Source organism: Hymenobacter metallilatus, from assembly GCF_003944705.1.
GTDB classification, from domain to species: Bacteria; Bacteroidota; Bacteroidia; order Cytophagales; family Hymenobacteraceae; genus Hymenobacter; species Hymenobacter metallilatus.
In genome coordinates, this window is sequence record NZ_RWIS01000001.1 from 463,827 (window position 1) to 484,241 (window position 20,415).

General features: G+C 60.9%; 16 protein-coding genes and 1 riboswitch. Of the genes, 9 read left to right on the plus strand and 7 right to left on the minus strand.

Translation table 11 applies throughout. The features are described from left to right. Positions 1 to 144 precede the first annotated feature (144 nt). From ruvX to EI290_RS01935, 7 genes are all read left to right on the plus strand, one after another. The gene (gene ruvX / locus EI290_RS01905) at positions 145 to 555 is read left to right on the plus strand and encodes a Holliday junction resolvase RuvX (protein WP_125426111.1); all 411 of its coding nucleotides are present in this window, start codon (positions 145 to 147) and stop codon (positions 553 to 555) included. Beyond that, entirely contained in the window at positions 552 to 1,151 is a 600-nt protein-coding gene (gene def / locus EI290_RS01910) for a peptide deformylase (protein WP_125426114.1), read from the plus strand. Before ruvX ends, def begins: the two co-directional genes overlap by 4 nt. Before the next feature lie 107 nt (positions 1,152 to 1,258). Next, positions 1,259 to 2,236 carry a zinc dependent phospholipase C family protein gene (locus EI290_RS01915; protein ID WP_125426117.1) on the plus strand — a complete coding sequence of 326 codons (978 nt, stop codon included), beginning with the start codon at positions 1,259 to 1,261 and terminating at the stop codon, positions 2,234 to 2,236. Between the two features lie 159 nt (positions 2,237 to 2,395). Further along, complete coding sequence (locus EI290_RS01920) at positions 2,396 to 2,767, plus strand: DMT family protein (protein ID WP_125426120.1); 372 nt, start codon at positions 2,396 to 2,398, stop codon at positions 2,765 to 2,767. Between the two features lie 76 nt (positions 2,768 to 2,843). Continuing rightward, positions 2,844 to 3,161 (plus strand): CD225/dispanin family protein, encoded by a 318-nt coding sequence (locus EI290_RS01925; RefSeq protein ID WP_125426123.1) that lies wholly within the window; start codon positions 2,844 to 2,846, stop codon positions 3,159 to 3,161. Between the two features lie 127 nt (positions 3,162 to 3,288). Beyond that, on the plus strand, positions 3,289 to 3,582 hold the full coding sequence (locus tag EI290_RS01930) for a DUF2752 domain-containing protein (protein WP_185816802.1): 294 nt from the start codon (positions 3,289 to 3,291) through the stop codon (positions 3,580 to 3,582). Between the two features lie 250 nt (positions 3,583 to 3,832). After that, complete coding sequence (locus EI290_RS01935; RefSeq protein WP_125426129.1) at positions 3,833 to 6,169, plus strand: patatin-like phospholipase family protein; 2,337 nt, start codon at positions 3,833 to 3,835, stop codon at positions 6,167 to 6,169. A 291-nt stretch (positions 6,170 to 6,460) separates the two neighbouring features. Here EI290_RS01935 and pulA read toward each other — a convergent pair whose 3' ends face one another. The 7 genes from pulA to EI290_RS01970 all read right to left on the minus strand — a co-directional run bounded on the left by pulA (position 6,461) and on the right by EI290_RS01970 (position 15,919). Beyond that, a complete protein-coding gene (gene pulA / locus EI290_RS01940) occupies positions 6,461 to 8,461 on the minus strand; it encodes a type I pullulanase (RefSeq protein WP_125426131.1) in 2,001 nt (666 codons plus the stop codon). A 60-nt stretch (positions 8,462 to 8,521) separates the two neighbouring features. Beyond that, positions 8,522 to 9,274, minus strand: coding sequence for an alpha/beta fold hydrolase (locus EI290_RS01945; protein WP_125426134.1), 753 nt, complete (start codon positions 9,272 to 9,274; stop codon positions 8,522 to 8,524). 377 nt (positions 9,275 to 9,651) lie between these two features. Next, positions 9,652 to 10,986, minus strand: coding sequence for a family 1 glycosylhydrolase (locus tag EI290_RS01950; protein WP_125426137.1), 1,335 nt, complete (start codon positions 10,984 to 10,986; stop codon positions 9,652 to 9,654). Between the two features lie 240 nt (positions 10,987 to 11,226). Continuing rightward, a complete protein-coding gene (locus tag EI290_RS01955) occupies positions 11,227 to 12,909 on the minus strand; it encodes a GMC family oxidoreductase (protein ID WP_125426139.1) in 1,683 nt (560 codons plus the stop codon). Between the two features lie 96 nt (positions 12,910 to 13,005). Beyond that, positions 13,006 to 13,605 carry a gluconate 2-dehydrogenase subunit 3 family protein gene (locus EI290_RS01960; RefSeq protein ID WP_125426142.1) on the minus strand — a complete coding sequence of 200 codons (600 nt, stop codon included), beginning with the start codon at positions 13,603 to 13,605 and terminating at the stop codon, positions 13,006 to 13,008. A gap of 83 nt (positions 13,606 to 13,688) precedes the next feature. Continuing rightward, entirely contained in the window at positions 13,689 to 14,693 is a 1,005-nt protein-coding gene (locus EI290_RS01965; RefSeq protein ID WP_125426145.1) for an SDR family oxidoreductase, read from the minus strand. A gap of 107 nt (positions 14,694 to 14,800) precedes the next feature. After that, positions 14,801 to 15,919: a PA14 domain-containing protein gene (locus EI290_RS01970; RefSeq protein ID WP_125426148.1), complete on the minus strand. Its 1,119-nt coding sequence runs from the start codon at positions 15,917 to 15,919 to the stop codon at positions 14,801 to 14,803. Positions 15,920 to 16,125: 206 nt separating this feature from the next. On the opposite strand from EI290_RS01970, the gene EI290_RS22830 reads away from it, so the two are divergent. Both EI290_RS22830 and metH read left to right on the plus strand, forming a co-directional pair. After that, on the plus strand, positions 16,126 to 16,257 hold the full coding sequence (locus EI290_RS22830) for a hypothetical protein (protein WP_262706202.1): 132 nt from the start codon (positions 16,126 to 16,128) through the stop codon (positions 16,255 to 16,257). A gap of 86 nt (positions 16,258 to 16,343) precedes the next feature. After that, a riboswitch (SAM riboswitch) is annotated at positions 16,344 to 16,457 on the plus strand. A 73-nt stretch (positions 16,458 to 16,530) separates the two neighbouring features. Then, on the plus strand, positions 16,531 to 20,271 hold the full coding sequence (gene metH / locus EI290_RS01975) for a methionine synthase (RefSeq protein ID WP_125426151.1): 3,741 nt from the start codon (positions 16,531 to 16,533) through the stop codon (positions 20,269 to 20,271). Positions 20,272 to 20,415: the final 144 nt, after the last annotated feature.

The window sequence follows — 20,415 nt, forward strand, 5'->3', positions numbered from 1 at the left end:
CGGTGAATCGGGTGGCCTGCCCGACACCGGCCAGCTTGGGTTAAGCTCCGGGTGCTACCTTTCTACCGGGGCATCGTATCTTTGTAGGCGGCGCGAGTTACCTCCCTGCATAATTGCCGCCTGCCACCTTTTTCTCTTTTCGTGATGGGCCGAATTCTTGCCATCGACTACGGCCACAAGCGGGTGGGGCTGGCAGTTACCGACCCCCTGCAACTCATTGCCACCCCGCTGGACACCATTCATAGCCAGGAGTTGCTGGCGTATCTGAAGGCCTACCACCAGCGCGAGCCTTTGGCGGCTCTGGTAATTGGCATGCCGAAAAACCTCAACAACGAAGCCACCGACTCAACCAGCGCCGTGGTGGGCGTGGTTCGGCGCCTGCGCAAGGAGTTTCCGGAAGTGCCGGTACACGAGATTGACGAGCGGTTTACCTCCCGAATGGCGCAGGCGGCCATGCTGGCCGGAGGGCTCGGCAAAAAGGACCGCCGCGACAAGGCCACCGTAGATAAGGTAGCCGCCACCATCATTCTGCAATCCTACCTCGAATCCCGATGATTTACCCCATTGTTGCCTTCGGCGACCCAGTGCTCAAGACCAAGGCAAAATTGATTCCGGCTGATTTTCCGGCCACCGAGCTCCAGCAGATTATTGCTGACATGTACGACACCATGTACCACGCGCACGGCGTGGGACTGGCCGCGCCCCAGGTGGGCAAAAGCATACGTCTGTTCGTCATTGACTCCGAGCCTATGATGGATGAGGACGAGGACGGCAACCCTATTATTGAAGAGCCCACGGCCGGCCCGGTGAAGCGGGCTTTCATTAACCCCCAAATGGTAAGCGAAATCGGGGAGGAATGGGCTTTTGAAGAGGGCTGCCTGAGCATTCCCGGGGTGCGCGAAAAAGTGGTGCGCCACTCCACCATTGTGCTGCGCTACGAGGACGAAAACCGCCAGCAACACGAGGAAACTTTCTCGGGCATGACGGCCCGCGTGATTCAGCACGAGTACGACCACCTGGAAGGCGTATTATTTACCGACTACGTATCGGGGCTGAAGAAGCAGCTGCTAAAAGGCAAGCTGGCCCGCATCAGCAAGGGCGACGTTTCGGCCGACTACCGAATGCGGTTTGCCGGCCAGGGCCGGCGCTAAGAGCAGAGCGTACAGTCAGCCGAGAAAAAGCGACACGTCAATGCCCGGTTGTTCGCCTGAGCGTTGGTTTGTCGCTTTTTCTCGGCCGACTCCCTATCTTATGCCCTATGACATCTATCCGGCGCCACTGTATTGCTACGCTCTATTTACTGTTATTTTCGTCTACGGCGCAGGCCTGGGGCTTTTTCGGGCACCGGCTGATTAACCGGCTGGCAGTGTACACACTGCCGCCCGAAATGATCCGCTTCTACAAGGCCAATATTGACTACCTAACCGATAACGCCACCCGCCCCGACTCGCGCCGCACAATGGTGCCAGGCGAAGCCCCTCGCCACTTCCTAGACCTGGATGTGTACGGCGACTCGGCTCTGTATACATTGCCCCGCTCCTACGCCGATGCCGTGGCTCAGCTGGGAGAAGACTCTCTTCTCAGGCATGGCATTGTGCCCTGGCAGGTAGCCCGCATGAAAGGCCAGCTCACAGCCGCTTTCCAGGCCCACGACGCCGACCGGATTCTGCACCTTTCGGCCGATATGGGGCACTATGTAGCCGACGCCTGCGTGCCGCTGCACACTACCCACAACTACAACGGACAGCTAACGGGGCAGCGCGGAATTCATGGGCTCTGGGAAAGCCGGCTGCCGGAACTGCTCAGCAACAGCTACGACTTTTTTACCGGCCCCGCCCCTTACCTGGACCGCCCAACGGACGTAATCTGGGCGGCCGTAGGGAGGTCCAATGCCGCCGTCGATTCGGTGCTGCGGTTTGAGCGGGAGCTGAGCCAGAAAATACCTGCCGACCGTAAATATGGCTTCGAGCAGCGCGGCAACCTAACGGTGCGAACTTACTCCCGCGACTTCGCCCGCGAGTACCACCAGCGCCTGAACGGGCAGGTGGAGCGGCAGATGCGGCTGGCTGCCCGCCTGGTGGGTGCCTTCTGGTACACGGCCTGGGTAGATGCCGGCCAGCCCAGCCTGGATACGCTGCCGCGTACTCCCTCGGAGCAGGAAAAGCAGCGCCTGGCTCTGGAAGCCAAACAGGCAGAGCAGGCCCCCTCCAAGCCAGTAGCCGGCCACGAGGAATAGGCAGGTAGCAACACAAACCAATGCCCAACGGGTTGGCGGGAATTGGTGAAGGACCTTTGTTCAAACGATTATTGGACGGATAACTTGTTTTACCGTACCCCTGCGTAAGCACCGGAAAACCAGCCGGGCATAGACTTCTCCTTTTCCTCGGCCGCATTCATGAAAAGCGTTTACACTATTCTGTTACTCACCATCTCCAACCTGTTCATGACGTTTGCCTGGTACGGGCATCTGCAGTTCAAGAAAATAAGCTGGCTGCACGGGCTGGGCCTGGTGGGTGTTATCCTGCTTAGCTGGGGCCTGGCTTTTTTTGAGTACGTATTCCAGGTGCCGGCCAACCGCATTGGGTTCGAGGAGAACGGGGGGCCTTTCAACCTGTTTCAGCTCAAGGTGATACAGGAGGTTGTGTCGCTCACGGTATTCACGCTGTGCGCCGTGTACGTGTTCAAAACCGATAAGCTGGCCTGGAACCATCTGGTGGGCTTCCTGCTGCTGGTGGCAGCGGTGTATGTTATTTTCAAGAAATGGTGAAGTTGTAGCGGCAGAAGCTGGATTTGGCGAAGGAATTTCTATTTTTCCCCCTTCATCTACACACTTCTTTTATTTCATGGAACAACCCTACGCTTCGTCTGTGCCTACGCCTCCGGCTGGTGGCCCGCCACCTAAAAACTGGCTGGTGGAATCTATTCTAGTCACTATTTTCTGCTGTCTACCTTTCGGTATCGTAGCCATTATCAATGCGGCTAATGTGAATTCGCGGGTGGCGCTGGGTGATTATGCAGGTGCCCAGGACGCCTCACGCAAAGCCGGCCAGTGGGTAAAATACTCGCTTATTACCTGGGCCGTACTTAGCGTACTATACGTAGTGCTGGTAGTAGTAATGGGAGTTGGTGCTGGTATGCTCAATGGCTTGAGCGGCCGCTAAGTTGGCTTACCGGATTTCTGTTGTACGAACAGCCAGCGTAACCGCCTTGAGCCTGATGGCCGGGCTGGCGCTGGCTGTTTTGTATTTCCGCCTAGACCCTGCCCAGCATCCGTTTCCGCGCTGCCCTGTGAACTGGCTGACGGGCCTGCACTGCCCGGGCTGCGGCACCCAGCGGGCACTGCACGCACTATTGCACGGTCGGATGCGGGCAGCTGCTGGCCACAATCTACTGGCGGCGCTGTGTACGCCCCTGCTCCTGCTAGGGGCGGCCGAAGAAATCAGAAGCAGCCTGCGCAACACGCCCCGGCGCCTTACGCTACTGTACCGCCCGTGGCTGGGCTGGGCAGTAGTGGGGGCCACGGTAGTCTTCACACTGTTGCGCAATCTGCCTGGCCCCCTACACACCTGGCTGGCTCCCTGAGCCAGCTATGGGCCGGTGTAGCTACACTGCCTCCTGCCTCCGGGGTGGTCGTTTCGGGGGCAGCAGGGGTTATGGGCAGGCCTTGCTGCCCAATGATGGTTATGCCGGGCAGCCGGCCGTTTGGCCAGTAGCCGGGTGGTTCGGGCGGGTGGGGTGTATGGTTCAGCTGAGGCCAGGCAACCTGCGGATGCAGTATGCGTAGGAAACGCGCCCGCCTTTGGGGCATCTCCCCGTTTATACCCCTGCTTCTATGCGTACCTCTACCTACGCCATTGCCTTTTTGTGCGCGTGGCTACTGGCTTCTTTTACGGCTCAGGCCCAGAAAGTAGGCCTCGTGCTCAGTGGCGGCGGGGCCAAAGGCCTGGCCCACGTGGGCGTGCTGAAAGTGCTGGAAAAGAACCGGATTCCTATCGACTACATTGTGGGCACCAGCATGGGTGCCATTGTGGGCGGCCTCTATGCAGCCGGCTACTCTCCCCGCGAAATCGAAGAAATTATTCTGAAGCCGGAGTTTCAGGACTGGGTAGCCAACCGCCCCCTGGAAGGCAAGGTGTTCAACTTCTACGATGCCGACCCCTCTCCGGCCGCTTTGCACCTGGGCCTGTCCATTGACTCGGCCTTCCGGACCCGGGTAACGCCACGCATCATCAACGATGCTACCCTGAACTACAAGCTGGCAACCATGCTGGCCCCGGCCGGGGCTATTGCCGACTACAACTTTGATAACCTGTTTGTGCCCTACCGCGCCGTGGCCTCCGAGGTATTTACACGCCAGCGCGTGGTGCAGCGCAGCGGCTCCCTCTCCGATGCCGTGCGCAACTCCATGGCCTTCCCGCTGGCATTCCGGCCTATCCGCCAGGAAGATGGGCGCTACCTGTTTGACGGGGCCGTGGTGGACAACTTTCCGACCGGGGTTATTAAGCAGGAATTCAAGCCTGATATTATTATTGGGGTAAACGTGGGCGACGTGGCTTACCGCAAGTACCCCAAGGAGAAGGACGACCAGCTGCTCACCAGCACCCTGGTTTTTCTGGGCTCCAACGCAGCCGATACGCTGTCGGTGGGCCCCAACGGCATCTTCATCCAGCCCGACCTGACCGACTACACGGCGGCCGACTTTGGCCGGGTGAAGCGCTTGGTTGCCTTGGGTGAAAAAGCAGCCGAAGAAAAGCTGCAGCTTACCCTGCAGCGGATTCAGCGCCGCGAGGATACGGTGGCCCTGCAGCAGCGGCGGCTGGCGTTTCAGCAGCGGGCCCCCCGCCCCGATTTCACCCGGATTTCGGTGCAGGGCCTGCCGCGGCAGCAGCAGGATTTTGTGCGGCGGTTTTTCCAGCGCACCGGCTCTACCTACACGCCCAGTGACGTGGAAGAAGGCTATTTCCGCCTCGTGAGCAACGACTTTTTCACGAACGTGTATCCCCGGGTGCGCTATTCGGCCGCCGATAAGGGCTACACGCTGGGTATTGATGCCCGCCAGGCCAATAACCTTACCGCCGATTTGGGCGTGCTGCTCTCCTCCCGCTCAATGAGTAATTTTTACTTGGGTGGAGCTTACCGCTACCTTAACCGCTACCTGTACACAGTGCGGGCCAATGCCACCATTGGGCGGTTCTACAATGCCGTGCAGGGCTCGTTCCGGGTGAGTGTACCCGGGCAGATTCCGTTGTACTTCGAGCCTATTATCACCTTCAACAACCTGAATTACCAGGATACTGGTGGCCTGCTGGGCCAGAATGCCGAAACCAGCCAGCTGGTGCAGCGTGACCTGAAAACGGCCCTCAATATTGGCATCAGCCCCAATTACCGCAGCCGGTACGTACTCGATATTGGGGCATTTACCAACCGGGACCGGTTTGCCAATACCCGGGAGCTCAGCAGCACCGACCAGCTGGACCTGAACCGTTTTCAGGGCGTTACGGCCGGCATCCGGTTTGAGCGCAACTCCCTGAACGCCCGCCAATACGCTACCAAGGGCCGCCGCGCCGAGTTTGCGCTCCGGGGCGTTACGGGCCAGGAAAAATACGAGGCCGGCACTACGGCCAATGGCGTGCCCAACCGTACTAAAAACCAGCGTTGGGTGCGGCTGTCGGTGTTCTCGGAACAATACTTCTCCCTGAGCAAAGTTGACTCGGTGGGGGCCAAAGTACATGCCTGGGGGGTACTGCTGGATGCCGTGGCCAGCACGCAGGGTCCGTTTGCAACCTACCGCTCCTCCCTTACTACCTCGGCGGCATTTCTGCCCCTGCCTGACTCACGCACCTTGTTTCTGGATAACTACCGGGGTACGGCCTACGCCGGTGCAGGTCTGCGCTACATAAAAGGGCTTTTCCGGGGCGTAGAGTGGCGCACCGAGGCCTTTGCCCACGTGCTGGTACGCCCCTGGCAGCAGGTGCCCGAAAACCCGGTACTCGTACGCCGGGCCGAAACCGTTAGCCGCCCCTACCTTACCGTTATGACTGGGGTAGTATACCAGACGCCCGTTGGGCCCTTATCCGTGCAGGCCATTCACTACGACGACCGAAACCACCGCTTCGGCGTGTTTGCCCACATTGGCTACGTGCTGTTCCGGGACCGGTCGTTGGAGTAAGTCAGGGCGAACAAAGTAATTCGTTCCCTTCCCTTTTTAAGTCTTACTATGCAGAAGCCCCCGGAGCCCGCGGACACTGGGGCTTCTTGTTTATCGGTGCGTTGTGTTGTGCACAACAAACGGATTACTTCGCGCTGCTCACAGTAACAACGCCCACATTTAAGTGGTCAAGTGCACGTAAAATCGTAGTCATTATCTGACTTCTATTCTCCTTTTCCGAGAAGGGAATAGGGGGGTAAGCGGACCGCAGAACGACCACCGCGCATTACTTTCGCTTGACCACTCCTTCCTTTACTGCACCAGAATCACGGCCGAGGAAGCCGGAACCTCGAGGGCAGTGGTGCTTACTTCCAGCTGGCGCAGGCCCTGGGGGTTGATTTCGTCGCCGCTGAGCACCACGGAGTACCGGCCGGCGGGCACGGGCAGGCGGGCGGGTTGGCGGTTGCCGTTGAAGAGGACCACAATATTGTTCCACTCGTCGCCGCCGGCGTGATTTTTCAGGAGGTAGCCAATGGTTACGGGCGGCAGGTTGGGCAGGAATTCCAGGTGTTGCTGAATCAGCTCCTGGGTGGGCAGGCGGAAAGCCGGGTGCGCCTGCCGCAGGGCCAGCAGCTGCTTATAAAACGTGAACACGCGCTGGTAGCGCACCTTACGGGTCCAGTCAATCTGGTTGATGCTATCGGGCTGGTTAAAGGAGTTGTGAGACCCGAACTTGGTGCGGAGAAACTCGTCGCCGATGGGCAGGAAAGGTACCCCCTGGGAGGTAAACACAATAGTATTGCTGAGCACATCCATGCGGATACGCTCCGCCTCAGAGGCCTGGGGGTTGGCGGCCGCCAGCTTGTCCCAGAGCACCATATCGTCGTGGCAAGCCACGTAGTTGATGGTTTGGGCCGGGGAGGCGGCCCAGGGCACTTTGGAGTAGTTTACCCTGGCGTAGTCGAGCTGGGGGTGCTGGGTAGCTGCCACAATACCAAACTTCACGCTTTCCTCCAGGCCCGGCTGTCCGCTGGCAAAGCCCGGCTCCGTCTGGCGGGCAAAGTGGCCCTTCACCCCGTCGCGCAGCTCATCCGAAAAGGCCGCAATGCGGTCCAGCTTGCGCACGTTGGCTTTCAGGGCCCGCTCAGTTTCGGGCAGGGGGCTGCTGCCGGCGGCCCAGCCTTCCCCGTACACGAAAATGCTGTGGTCCTGCTGGTCAAGAGCCACGCGCACGGCCCGCATGGTACGCAGGTCCAGCACGCCCATCAGGTCAAACCGAAACCCATCGGCGTGGTACTCCCGGGCCCAGTACGCTACCGATTCCACGATGAGCTTGCGCGCCATGGGCCGCTCCGAGGCCACCTCGTTGCCACAGGCCGCCGCGTCGGAAAGGCTGCCATCGGGGCGGTGGCGGTAATAATAGCCGGGCACCAGTTGCTCAAACGAGGTGCGCGAAACGGCCGTGGTGTGGTTGTACACCACATCCAGCACCAGCCGCAGGCCCTGGCGGTGCAGGCTCTGCACCAGCTGCTTCAGCTCCCGGATGCGGCTGGCCGGGTCGGCGGGGTCGGTGGCGTAAGAGCCCTCGGGCGCGGAGTAGTGCAGCGGGTCGTAGCCCCAGTTGTACTGATTATCGGCCAGGCGGCTTTCATCTACCGAAGAGAAGTCGTTGGTAGGCAGCAGATGCAAGTGGGTGATGCCCAGCTCGGTGAGGTGGTCGAGGCCGGTCCTGACGCCTCCCGGCCCCCGGGTGCCGGTTTCGGCCACACCCAGGTACTTACCCTTCTGCCCCACCCCCGACTGCGGGTGCAGGGACAGGTCGCGCACGTGCATTTCGCCAATCACCACATCCGTGGGCTGCTGGAGCGGGGGCCGCTCATCTTCATCCCACCCCGCCGGGTTCACCGTAGCGGGGTCGAGCAGGGCTCCGCGCAACCCGTTCAGGCCCAGGGCGTGCACGTAGGGGTCGGGCACTTCGGCCATCTGCCGGCCCTCAATGGTGGCCTGCACCACGTAGAACCGGCCCGGCGGCTGGGCGGGCAGGGTGTACACCCAGGTGCCGCCGGTAGATTTCTGCATGGTATACTCGGCCGCCGGAGTGCCCCCGGTTCCGGTGGTATAGAGCTTCAGCTGCAGCTTATCGGCCGTGGGAGCCCACACCCGCAGCCGGGCCTGGCCCTGCTGAAAGGTCAGGCCAAGGTCGGGGCCTTCGTAGGTAGGGTAGGTATCGTATACCTCGCCTACCCGGGCCGTGCGGCAGGTAGGGAGGGTACTCAGGGCAAGCAGAGAGGCAAGCAAAATCCGAAAGTGCATAGAGGCGCAGGGTTGAGCCAACAAGTTCGGTGGTTTAAGCCGCACCCGGAAGCTGCCCTGCTACGCCGCCTCAATTTTTTGAGCGAAGTCGCGCAGCAGCCGGGCCACTTCCTCCGGAGCTTCATAGGGCAGCAGGTGCCCCGCACCACTGATAATTTCCAGGGGCGTGCCCTCGGGCAGTAGCGGCAGCGTTTCCAGGCCATGCACGGAGGGCGACATAATGGCGTCCTGGTCGCCGGCCAGGATGGTGCAAGGCACCTGCAGCGTACACATCCGGGCGCTGATGTCCTCCCGGCTGCCGTGCAGCAGCCAAGCCTCGTAGGCCAGGCGGGTGCTGCGGAGGTTGTCCTGCACAATTTGCTGCTGGTCGGCGGCCGCCAATGGCCGTACGGTGATGGTGTGCAGGGTTTTTTCAGCTTCCGTGGGCTTACCGTAGGCTTTAAGGCTGCTTAGGCGGTCTGCGTCGGTCATGGGCTCAGGGGCAGGGGGCGAAGGACTCAGCAGGGCCACCCCCACCAGCCCAGTTGGCTGCCGGGCAGCCAGGGCCAGGGCTACTTTGCCGCCCATGCTATGGCCCAGCAGCACATAGCGCGCCACCTGGTTTTCATTGATGAAGCGGGCTACCTGGTCGGCGTAGGCATCCACGGTGTAGTCTCCTGCTTGCGGCGGGGCAGCCGCTTGGCCAAAGCCCATCAGATCGGGGGCCAGCACGGAATGCGCCGGAGCCAGCAGCCGGGCCAGGGCTCCAAACTCGCGGCCGGAGCCGGCCCAATAGTGCAGACCAATAAAGGTGATGGAGGAAGAGACAGGCATATGGGTAGGTGCTGGGTAAGGCCGCTTCAGGACGGGCTACGGTTAGTAGCAGTACGCAGATGGCACAATTACAGGCAGCCGGCCCTTTTCAGTTTCTCCGGGGCGTCGTTGGCAGCCGCTTCTCAGCGGCGGGCTTGTACCACCCTCCCGTCCGGCCCCGGCCGCGCCGTTGGCAGAATGGTTCTGGGGCGAAAAGTGCAGGCAGCTGATCCGGAGAAAACTACACTCTATGGGTCCGGCCGGGCACAAATTGGCCCCTAGCGCCAGTGGCTCCAGCCCGCTTCCGCAAAGCGCAAAGGCGCCGCCACTCCCAGGTGTTACGGGCTGGTACTACGTGGCGGCAGGCAGCTACTTTGTGCTGCCCGGTTGCGCGTACCCTATTTCTCTACCTTCAAAGTAGCGGGGCGGCTGGTAAACTCAAACATTTCGGCGTGGGGTACGATGGTAATCTGACCGAACTCCTCAATCATCATTTTATAGCTCTCCCCCACCGGCCTGATGTTGCGGTCCAGGTCGTAGAGGCCACAGGCGTTTACCGACAGGCGCTTCTCCCGCAGGCTGATGTCCCAGTCGAGCTGGTCGAGGAGGCTGTACCAGGTAAATCCCACCACCGGCACCCCATCCTGGCGGATGCGCTGCACGTTCACCCACTGCTTCCAGAGCCAGCACTCGGCATCTTTGGCGCTGAAGGTGTTGGTTTCGGTGTGGAACACGGGCTTGCGGTACCGCTCGTAGTACTGCTTGGTCATGGTATACCAGCCCAACACGTCTTCGGCGGCGCACCAGTCGCCGTTGGGCTTGATAATGCGCTCATTGCGGCCGTAATAGTCGTTGCCCATGATTTGGTAGCCGGGCGGCTCACCGGCCATAAACCACTTCATCTCTTCCCGGCTCATGCCGTTATCGAGGCAGTACAGCAACACCTCTGCATCAATGGTGTGGGCGTAGAGCAAATCCAGGGACAGGAAACGCAGCTTGTTCTGTAACCGGATTTCACTGCTTTCCACCGCGCGCATTTCGTGGATATACTCCGCCGATTCGCTTTGCACAATGATGCAGTCGGGCCGGTAGCGGGCAATTTGCTGGTTGCCCATGATGCTGGCGGCCGTAATGTGCTTCATGGCCGTTATGAACGCCCGATCATCCTTAAGCTGCTCATTCCAGATACCATCCTTGGCGGAGGCCCGGGCCGTTACATAAATTTCGTTGACGGGCGTATAAAACCGCACCCAGGGGTAGCGCTGCGCTACCGCCCCACAGTACTCGGCAAAGTGCACGGGCAACTCAGGATTCTGGAAATTGCCTACCCAATCGGGTACGCCAAAGTGCATCAGATCCAGAATAGGCGTGATACCCAGGCGCTTGATTTCGGCCATGGCCAAATCGGCAAACTCCCAATCAAACTGGCCAGGGCCTTTGTGAATGAGGTAGTACGGCAGGTTGTAGCGCAGCACCCTCAGCCCCAGCTCTTTCACCAACCCCAGGTCTTCTTTGTAGCGGTTGTAGTGGTCGGTTTCGGCCAGCAAATCGCGCCGGATAGTGCCGCCCGCAATGGTAGGGTAGGAGCACTCGATGCCGGTAGCAAACATGAAGTTGCCCGGCGTGCCGGTGGGCAGGCCGGAACCGTCGTGGCCGCCGGCCCCACCAAACTGGTCGCCTTCGTAATTACCGTCGCCGAACTTCTCTTTAATATGACTGAGGAAAGACTTCATTTTTTAGTGAATGGGGCTTAGGGCTTAGGTTATCGGAGCCAGAACAGCAGCGTGCTAGAACGTTATTCCGAGCGTAGCGGAGCGAAGTCGAGGAATAACGCTCTAGCACGCTGCTGTTGCCGAACTCCTCAGACGTCAGCACGCGAGATTCCTCGCGGGGCCCGAAATGACAAATACCACTACAACATCAGGATGCGAGATTCCTCGCAGGCTCGGAATGACGTTTTAATCCAGCCTGTCCTACGCCCGAAGGCTGGCCAGAAACTTATCGGCGGTGCGCAGGCTGAGGGCCATGATGGTGAGGGCCGGGTTTACGCTCAGGGCACTGGGAAACACGGAGTTGTCGCAGATGTAGAGGTTGGGCACGTCGAAGGCCTTGCCTTCCGGGTTTACCACCGCATCGTCGCCGCTCCGGCCCATGCGCGCCGTCCCGATGACGTGGGCATAGCGCTCAAACGCCCAGATATCGGTGGCCCCGGCCGCTTCCCAGATCTGGCGCATCAGCTTCTCGGCGTGGCGGTTCATGCGCTGCTCATTTTCCTGGGCCGTGAAGTGCAGGCGGGGCTTGGGCAGGCCGCGGGCATCCTTCTCGTCGCTGAGCTCCATGAAGTTAGCGGCGTGGGGCAGGCAGTCGCCCAGAATATTGATGCCGGCAATGTGGTTGTAGCTGCGCATGTAGTCACGCAGGGGCTGCCCCCAGAGCTTGCGCTGGCGCACCATTTGGGTGGCAAACGTCACGGGCATTACCCCGATACTCTGCAGCAAGTAGCCCCCGGCAAAATCGGCATCCTTGGGACGGTGCGTGTCCTCGGAAATCAGGCCGCCGGGAATGCCTTTGTAGGGCCGGATATCCTCGGGGAAAGTGCCCCACACCTGCATACCCGGGTGGGCCATAAAGTTTTTGCCTACGTGGCCGCTGCTCAGTGCCAGCTCGTTCAGCATCAGCAGGCGCGGCGTTTCTACGGCCCCGGCGCAGAGGAACAAGTGGCGGCAGCGCTGGCGCACGGTTTGGCCGTGCTGCTCATATACCACGCCCGTTACGCGGCCGGTGGTGTCGCGCTCAATTTCCGTTACGTAGGCGTCGGCCCTGATTTCGGCCCCGTAGCTTTCCGCCAGGGGCAGGAAGGTGACATCCATGCTGGCTTTAGCACCCCGGTTGCAGCCCGCCTGACAAAAGCCCCGGTTGGTGCAGGCTTCACGCCAGCCAATGCCCTCCTGGTAGTAACGCGCCGATAAGGCCGCGTTGGCTGCCGGCGAGGTTTGAATTCCCAGCTGGGCACAGGCCCGCTCCATTAGCTGGGCGGCCCCATTGAGCGGCAGCGGGGCCAGCGGGTATCCTTTGCGGCGCGTGGGGTCCCAGGGGTAAGGCGTAGGCCCCGATATACCCAGAAAGTGCTCTATTTCCTCATAATACGGCTCCAGCTCCTCTATGCCAAACGGCCAGTCCACTCCCTGCCCGAAGTCGGTGTGCAGCTGCAGGTCGCCGCGGTGGGCACGGGGGGTGTAGGCGGTGTAGTGCAGCGTGGAGCCGCCTACGCCGGTGCCGGAGTTGTTTTTACCAAACGCCACCGGGTTCTGCCCCGCCGAGAGGCGCTCATCGTTCCAGAACAGGAAATTCTGCGCCTTTTCGTCGGTGGCGTAGTCCTTGGTTGGGTCGCGGCGGGGGCCGGCCTCCAGGGCTACCACTTTCAGCCCAGCCATGGCCAGCCGGGCTAGCAAAGGTGCCCCGCCAGCGCCGGTACCAATCACCACGCAGTCCACCTCATCGGCTGGGTCGGGTAGCGGAGCCGCCTGTTCCTGCTCGGTGGGAGCAGCCGCCGGAACGGCTTCGCTTTCGGCCAGAATACTTTTAAGCAGGGGGTCTTGTATTTCAGGCTGAACCGGGTTCAGCACGCCTTCTTCCAGGACTTCTTCGTCGGGCATATGCGGTGAGATAGTGAAGTTGTGAAATTGTGAAAGGTGCTAGGCAGCCGTGTGTGAGTGGTGCAGCTCGATTGTCAAACTCACCACTTCACCACCTCACAACTTCACCTCTGTCGGTTCCCGGTCTTCGAGCTGGTTGAGGCCGATGCGGGTCCAGCCGGGCTGGTCGGCCATGCCCACGTACCCGATTTCCTCCTGAGCCAGCGGGTGGGCGTAGTAGCTTTCGGTCAGTTCAGCTAACAGCTCCTCAAAAAAGTACTTCTGCGAAACCTGCGCCCAGTTTTCGCCCGGTGCCTTCCCGGCTGCCAGCAACTCCAGTACCGCATCCTGGCCGGCCTCATCCAAAGCCGTAAACGGCTGCTGAAACTGGGCCTGGGCCGCCTGGTTGATACCACCCAGCCCTAACCGGTACGCCTCCCGGTCGGGGGGCATTACATCATAGCGCCAGCCGTCGGCCCGGCCTGCCGTTAGCCGCTGGTCCACATTGGGAGCCAGCTCAATAGGCGTTTCCCGCTCGGGCTGAGGAAAAAGGCGGGCCGCCACGGCCCGCAGCAGCTGGTAGGTATCGGTATCAAAAAACTGCGGCGCATAGTCGGCCGAAGCGTGCAGACGGGCTTCCAGCGCTGCTTTGGTGGCGGGTGTTACGTGGCTGGTAGCCAGCAGGGCCCGGACAGTGCCTTCGGGGTAGTGGGGCATATATGAAATGGTGAAGTTGTGAACTTGTGAAAGGCAGTTGCGGGCCAACGGCGCTTCGCAACTTCACCATTTCACAATTTCACCTATTGGTCGCTGCTCATTTTGCCGCCGGTTACGTGCACCAGGGAGCCGGTCATAAAGGAGCCGTCCTGGGAGGCCAGGAGCACGTAGGCCGGGGCCAGCTCCTCGGGCTGACCGGGGCGGGCCAGGGCTACCTCGTAGCCGAACTTCTCTACTTCTTCCCGGGGCATCGTTCCGGGAATGTTGGGCGTCCAGACGGGGCCGGGCACCACGCAGTTCACCCGGATACCCTTCTCCCCGAGGTAGGTGGCCAGGCTTTTGGTGAGGGCATGAATGGCCGATTTGGTGCAGGCATAATCCACCAGAATAGGAATGCCCGTGAGGCCCACAATGCTGCCGGTGTTGATGATGCAGTCGTGCTGCCGGAGGTGAGGAATAGCCGCCTGCGCCATCCAGATATAGCCCAGAATGTTGGTATCGAAGGTGCGGCGGATCTGCTCCTCCGAAATGTCCTCGAACTTCTCCTGAGCCATCTGGAAGGCCGCGTTGTTCACCAGGATGTTGAGGCCGCCCAGCTCGGCGCGGGTGCGGCGCACGGCCTGCTTGCACTGCTCCGGGTCGCGCACATCCAGCTGCAGCAAAATGCACTTGCGCTGCTGGGCTTCAACCAGGCGCCTGGTTTCCTCGGCATCCACCACGTTTTCGTTGAAGAGCACGGCTACGTGGGCACCTTCCATGGCAAACGCCACGGCCACGGCCCGGCCAATGCCGGAGTCGGCCCCGGTGATAAGAGCAATTTTATCCTGCAGCTTACCGGCGGCCCGGTAGGTACTGAAGCTCATGCCCGGCTGCAAATGCATATCGGCTTGCCTGGCCGGATAAGGCAGGGTTTGGGCGTGCTGCTTCATATCCTTAGCCGTTGGGCGCTTCACGGGAGTGGGCGCTTCGGCCGCGGCTTTGGAGGCCTTCTTAGCGGCGGGAGTTGCCGTTGTTTTTGTAGCCTTGGAGGCAGCGGGTGTAGTGGGGGTGGCAGCTTTTTTAGAAGCCGCCGCTTTTTTAGCAGCCATAGAGCAGAGCAGTAAGGAATAGTGCTGAGCTTATGCCTTACGCGAAACCGGCCGGGTTGTTGAGCCAATGCCAAATTGATGTACGTACACGCAGCCACCGCCGGGCCTTACTGCACCACCACTTCTACCCGGCGGTTGCGGGGCCGTTGCTCGGGGCGCCGGTTGTCGGCTACCGGCCGGGTACCGCCGTAGCCCCGCGCCGTCAGCCGCACCGAGTCGATGCCCTGTTGCAGCAGGTACTGGCGCACCACCCGGGCACGCTGCTCCGAGAGGCGCAGGTTCAGGCCGGCGTCGCCCACGTTATCGGTGTGGCCGGCTATTTCCAGCCGGAGCGCCGGTTGCTGCCGCAGGGTACGGACCAGCGCGTTCAGTGTAGGGCGGGAAGCAGGCAGCAGGGAAGCCGTGCTCTGGGTGAAGTAGAGGTTGGGCAATGTAACCGTGGTGCCTTTGTTCAGAGTACCCAGGTTTACCAGCGCCACCGCCGGCGTATCGGGCGCGGCCACCGGCACCCGGGCCACGGGCCCCACCCGTCCGGGGCGGATAGCGGCGGCACGTGGGGCCGGGCCGGGCTTACGAGCCACCACGCGCGGGGCTGGAGCAGGTACCGGCGGGCCAGGGGCAGGGCGCACTATGGCCACCGGAGCCGCCGCAACTACCGGAGGGGCCACCGGCACGGGTACGGCCGTGGGGGGCAGCCGCTGATACAGGTAGCGGACCGGAATAGTCTGTACTTCAGCAGCTCCCGGCGGCTGCCAGGCCAGCCCGGCCCGGGAGTCCCGGTCAACCTGGAAGTACTCGACGCGCAGCGGGTAGTAGCGCCCCGCCGTGAGGTGTACACGCGCGGTGACCGTGGTGACGGGCTGTCCGCGCCAGGAGTTTACGAGCCGCTTACCCCCCACCCACACCCGCATTCCATCATCGGTAGCTACCTGAAAAGTGTAGGTACCGGTGGTTGGCGCGTAGACGTACCCCGTCCAGCGCACCGAAAAATGCTCGCCCGGCACGCCCGGCCCCGGCGACACAAAATGGTCGCCGGTGGGCCCGATGGTCCAGTTGAAGTCAATGCCTGGGTCGGAGCGCAGGAGTACCGGTTTCTCAAAGTTTAGGCCCGCGTAATACTGTCCGCGCAGGCCGGTGCCCGCCGACGGCTGGGCCAGGGCCGACAGGCAACAGCTCAGGAGCAGCAACAGGGTGCTGGCAGTTCGTAGGTAGTGATTGTGGTGCATAGCTTCCGAAAGGTAGCAGACTGAGAAAGTGTCCGTTCACGAATTCAACCAACCGCAGCAGGTCTTCGACCTATCAACCAGTGGCCGGCACCGGATAACGATACCCGGGCCGGTTTTATGCGACTCATTTGCCGGTAACCCGTACGCAAACTCAGTCGTACCACTCTTACCAACAGGAAGTTCACTCAGCCCTGTTTCCACCCGTTATGCCTACCAGGAAAACCGCCACCGCCCATACTACCGCCAAAAAAGAAGACCCGTGCTGGAAAGGCTATGAGCAAGCCGGCACGAAGAAAAAGGATGGAAAAACCGTACCTAACTGCATCAAAAAGGAGTAAATTATCTACCCTGTTCTACCAAAGCCCGGCCGTTTACATGGCCGGGCTTGTTGTTTTTAGCGGGGTCGGTAGTATCTTCGCTATGTTACTTATCCAGAAAGACCGAGGGATTGGGCCCGATGACGTCTTAGCAACCTGAAATAAAACAAGGTGCTAACTCCCGTTTCAAGGCATTTGGGTGCTTTGGAAGAAGATAAGTGCGGACCTGGCCCCTGCGCCTGGCTCTTTCTGGATAGGCACTTTTTGCTGCTGATTTTCCTTAGAAGAGCCGATATGCCGACTGTCCTCCCCGCTTCCGCCCCTACTGCATCACCCCTCCACAATATCCTGCGTCAGCGCGTGCTGATTCTGGACGGGGCCATGGGCACCATGATTCAGCGCCACACGCTCACGGAGGAAGATTTCCGGGGCACCCGGTTTGCCAATCACCCCAAGCCCCTGCGTGGCAACAACGATTTGCTCAGCCTCACGCGGCCCGATATTATCCGCGGCATCCACGACGAGTATTTCGCGGCCGGGGCCGACATGGTGGAAACCAATACGTTCAGCGGCACTACCATCGCCCAGGCTGATTACGGGCTGGAGCACATTGTGTATGAGTTGAACTACGAGTCGGCACGGCTGGCGCGGGAGTCGGCGGATGCGTTTACGGCCCGCACGCCCGAGAAGCCGCGCTTCGTGGCTGGAGCCATCGGCCCCACCAACCGCACTGCTAGCCTCTCGCCCGATGTGAACCGCCCCGGCTTCCGGGCCGTCACCTTCGACGAGCTGGCCACCGCTTATCTGGAGCAGATACGCGGCCTGGTAGACGGCGGCTCCGATACCCTGCTCATCGAAACCATCTTCGATACGCTTAATGCCAAAGCGGCCCTGTACGCGGTGCAGAAGTTCTTTGACGAAGGCGGCCGGGTGGTACCCGTCATGATTTCGGGCACGATTACCGATGCCTCAGGCCGCACCCTGAGCGGGCAGACCGTGGAGGCTTTCTGGAACTCCATCCGCCACCTCCCGCTGCTAAGCGTGGGCCTGAACTGCGCCCTCGGCGCCGACCAGCTCCAGGTATATATTAAAGAGCTGAGCCGTATTGCCGATGTGCATATTTCAGCCTACCCCAACGCCGGTTTGCCCAATGCCTTTGGCGGCTACGATGAGTCGGCCCAGGAATTTGCGGGTGTGGTGGAAAACTACCTCAAAGAAGGCCTCGTGACGGTGGTGGGTGGCTGTTGCGGCACCACGCCCCAGCACATCGGTGAGCTGGCGAAGCTGGCGGAACGGTATGCGCCGCGCACCCTGCCCAAGGTACCCAAAGCTACCCGTCTGAGCGGCCTGGAGCCATTTGGCGTGTATCCCGACAGCCTGTTTGTGAATGTAGGCGAGCGGTGCAACGTGACCGGTAGCCGCGCCTTTGCCCGCCTGATCCGGACCGGCAACTATGAGGCAGCTTTGCAGGTAGCCCGCGACCAGGTGGAAGGCGGTGCCCAGGTGATTGATGTAAACATGGACGAAGGTATGCTCGATTCGGAGCAGGCTATGACCACGTTCCTGAACCTGATTGCCTCGGAACCCGATATTTCGCGGGTGCCTGTCATGATTGACTCCTCGAAGTGGAGTGTGCTGGAAGCCGGCCTCAAATGCGTGCAGGGCAAGAGCATCGTCAACTCAATTTCCTTGAAGGAGGGCGAGGACGTATTCCGGCAGCGGGCCCGCACCGTGCGCCAGTACGGCGCGGCCGTGGTGGTTATGGCCTTCGATGAAAACGGCCAGGCCGATAACTACGAAAAGCGCATCGAAATCTGCCGACGCAGCTACGATATCCTGGTGAACGAAGTCGGATTTCCGGCTGAGGACATCATTTTCGACCCCAACATCCTGACCGTGGGCACCGGTATGGAGGAACACCGCAACTACGCGCTGGACTTCATTGAGGCCGTCCGCTGGATTAAGCAGAACCTGCCCGGGGCTCTCACCAGCGGGGGCGTCAGCAACATCAGCTTTTCCTTCCGGGGCAACGATGTGGTGCGCGAGGCCATGCACTCGGCCTTTCTTTACCACGCCATCCGGGCCGGGCTGGATATGGGCATCGTGAACCCCAGCCAGCTGGCCGTGTACGATGAAGTGCCCCAGGATTTGCTGGAGCTGGTGGAAGACGTGCTGCTCAACCGCCGCCCCGACGCCACTGAACGGCTCGTAGATTTCGCCGATAACATCAAGGATAAATCGACTAACAACCAACAACTAACAACTAACAACCAGGAATGGCGTAGCCTGCCGGTAAAGGAGCGCCTGCAGCACGCACTGGTGAAAGGTATTACGGAGTTCATCGACCAGGACACTGAGGAAGTGCGCCAACTGGTGGGCCGCCCGCTGGAGGTGATTGAAGGCCCGCTGATGGCCGGCATGAACGTGGTGGGTGACTTGTTCGGGGCCGGCAAAATGTTCCTGCCTCAGGTAGTGAAATCGGCCCGCGTGATGAAGAAGGCGGTAGCCTACCTGGAGCCCTACCTGCTGGCCGATAAGCAGAGCGGCGACCGGCAAACCGCCGGCAAAATCCTGCTGGCCACGGTGAAAGGCGACGTGCACGACATCGGCAAAAACATTGTGGGCGTGGTGCTGGCCTGCAACAACTTTGATATTGTGGATCTGGGCGTGATGGTGCCGCTGGAGCGAATTCTGGACGAAGCTCAGAAGCAGCAGGTGGACGTGATTGGCCTGAGCGGGCTGATTACGCCCAGCCTGGATGAAATGGTGTACGTAGCCCAGGAAATGGAAAAGCGCGGCCTCAAAACCCCGCTGCTCATTGGCGGCGCCACCACCTCCCGCCTGCACGCTGCCGTGAAGATTGCGCCCAACTACAGCGGCCCCATCGTGCACGTGAATGATGCCTCCCGCTCCGTGGGCGTGGCGGCGGCTCTGCTCGGCTCGGCCGACGCGGAATACGCCCGCACGGTGCGCGAGGAGTATCGCCAGCTGCGCGAGGATTACGCCGGCCGCCAGCGCGAGAAAAACTACCTCACCATCGACGAGGCCCGCGCCAATGGCTTTAAGGCCGACTGGGAAACTGCTCCTATTGTGAAGCCCACCTTCCTCGGCACTAAAACGCTGGAAGATTACCCGCTGGCTGAGCTGGCCGAATACATCGACTGGACACCCTTCTTCCAGACCTGGGAGCTGAAGGGTCGCTACCCGCGCATTCTGGAAGACCCGAACGTGGGCGAGGCGGCCACCCAGCTCTTTCAGGACGCCCAGAAAATGTTGCGCCAGATCATCGATGAGAAGCTGCTCACGGCCCGCGCCGTACTGGGTTTCTGGCCCGCTAATACGGTAGGATATGATACAGTGCAAATATTCACCGATGATACCCGCCGGGAAGTGGCCACCGAGTTTTTCACCCTGCGCCAGCAGAGCGAAAAGGCCGAGAGTGTGCCCAACCTGGCCTTCTCCGACTTCGTGGCCCCGCGGGAAACCGGCCGGGCCGACTACATCGGTGGATTTGCCGTGACGGCCGGTATTGGTATTGAGAAGCACCTGGAGCGGTTTGAGGCCGAGCACGACGACTACAGCAGCATTCTGATGAAGGCCCTGGCCGACCGCCTCGCCGAGGCCTTTGCCGAGCGCCTGCACCAGCGCGTGCGTGAGGAGTTCTGGGGCTACGACCCGGCCGAAAACCTCTCGAATGAGGACCTGATTCAGGAGAAGTACAAGGGCGTGCGCCCCGCCCCCGGCTACCCCGGCTGCCCCGACCATACCGAGAAGATTACCTTGTTCAACCTGCTCGACGCCGAAACCCAGACCGGTATTCGCCTCACCGAAAACCTGGCTATGTACCCGGCTTCCTCGGTAAGCGGCCTCTACTATGCCCACCCCGACTCGCGCTACTTCGGCCTCGGCCGCATTGGCCGCGACCAGGTAGAGGATATGGCCCGGCGCAAACACATGCCCCTGCCGGAGCTGGAGCGCTGGCTGATGCCGAATTTGAACTACGAGCCGATGGCCGTGCCCGTGACGGCGGGGTAGCCAGTAGCGCGAAGCCCTTGCTTCGCGTACCGTTGCTGATGGTGTTGTCACGCAGTCACGGTAACCGTTCTTATCAACGAAACGCGAAGCAAAAGCTTCGCGCTACATCCAACGCCTCGCCACCTGCCAGTTGGCGCCAGCAGT

What these genes read in the sequence shown, in the direction of transcription:
- ruvX (WP_125426111.1), top strand. Translation starts at nt 145, where the DNA reads ATGGGCCGAATTCTTGCCATCGACTACGGCCACAAGCGGGTGGGGCTG.
- def (WP_125426114.1), top strand. Translation starts at nt 552, where the DNA reads ATGATTTACCCCATTGTTGCCTTCGGCGACCCAGTGCTCAAGACCAAG.
- EI290_RS01915 (WP_125426117.1), top strand. Translation starts at nt 1,259, where the DNA reads ATGACATCTATCCGGCGCCACTGTATTGCTACGCTCTATTTACTGTTA.
- EI290_RS01920 (WP_125426120.1), top strand. Translation starts at nt 2,396, where the DNA reads ATGAAAAGCGTTTACACTATTCTGTTACTCACCATCTCCAACCTGTTC.
- EI290_RS01925 (WP_125426123.1), top strand. Translation starts at nt 2,844, where the DNA reads ATGGAACAACCCTACGCTTCGTCTGTGCCTACGCCTCCGGCTGGTGGC.
- EI290_RS01935 (WP_125426129.1), top strand. Translation starts at nt 3,833, where the DNA reads ATGCGTACCTCTACCTACGCCATTGCCTTTTTGTGCGCGTGGCTACTG.
- pulA (WP_125426131.1), bottom strand. Translation starts at nt 8,461, where the DNA reads ATGCACTTTCGGATTTTGCTTGCCTCTCTGCTTGCCCTGAGTACCCTC.
- EI290_RS01945 (WP_125426134.1), bottom strand. Translation starts at nt 9,274, where the DNA reads ATGCCTGTCTCTTCCTCCATCACCTTTATTGGTCTGCACTATTGGGCC.
- EI290_RS01950 (WP_125426137.1), bottom strand. Translation starts at nt 10,986, where the DNA reads ATGAAGTCTTTCCTCAGTCATATTAAAGAGAAGTTCGGCGACGGTAAT.
- EI290_RS01955 (WP_125426139.1), bottom strand. Translation starts at nt 12,909, where the DNA reads ATGCCCGACGAAGAAGTCCTGGAAGAAGGCGTGCTGAACCCGGTTCAG.
- EI290_RS01960 (WP_125426142.1), bottom strand. Translation starts at nt 13,605, where the DNA reads ATGCCCCACTACCCCGAAGGCACTGTCCGGGCCCTGCTGGCTACCAGC.
- EI290_RS01965 (WP_125426145.1), bottom strand. Translation starts at nt 14,693, where the DNA reads ATGGCTGCTAAAAAAGCGGCGGCTTCTAAAAAAGCTGCCACCCCCACT.
- EI290_RS01970 (WP_125426148.1), bottom strand. Translation starts at nt 15,919, where the DNA reads ATGCACCACAATCACTACCTACGAACTGCCAGCACCCTGTTGCTGCTC.
- EI290_RS22830 (WP_262706202.1), top strand. Translation starts at nt 16,126, where the DNA reads ATGCCTACCAGGAAAACCGCCACCGCCCATACTACCGCCAAAAAAGAA.
- metH (WP_125426151.1), top strand. Translation starts at nt 16,531, where the DNA reads ATGCCGACTGTCCTCCCCGCTTCCGCCCCTACTGCATCACCCCTCCAC.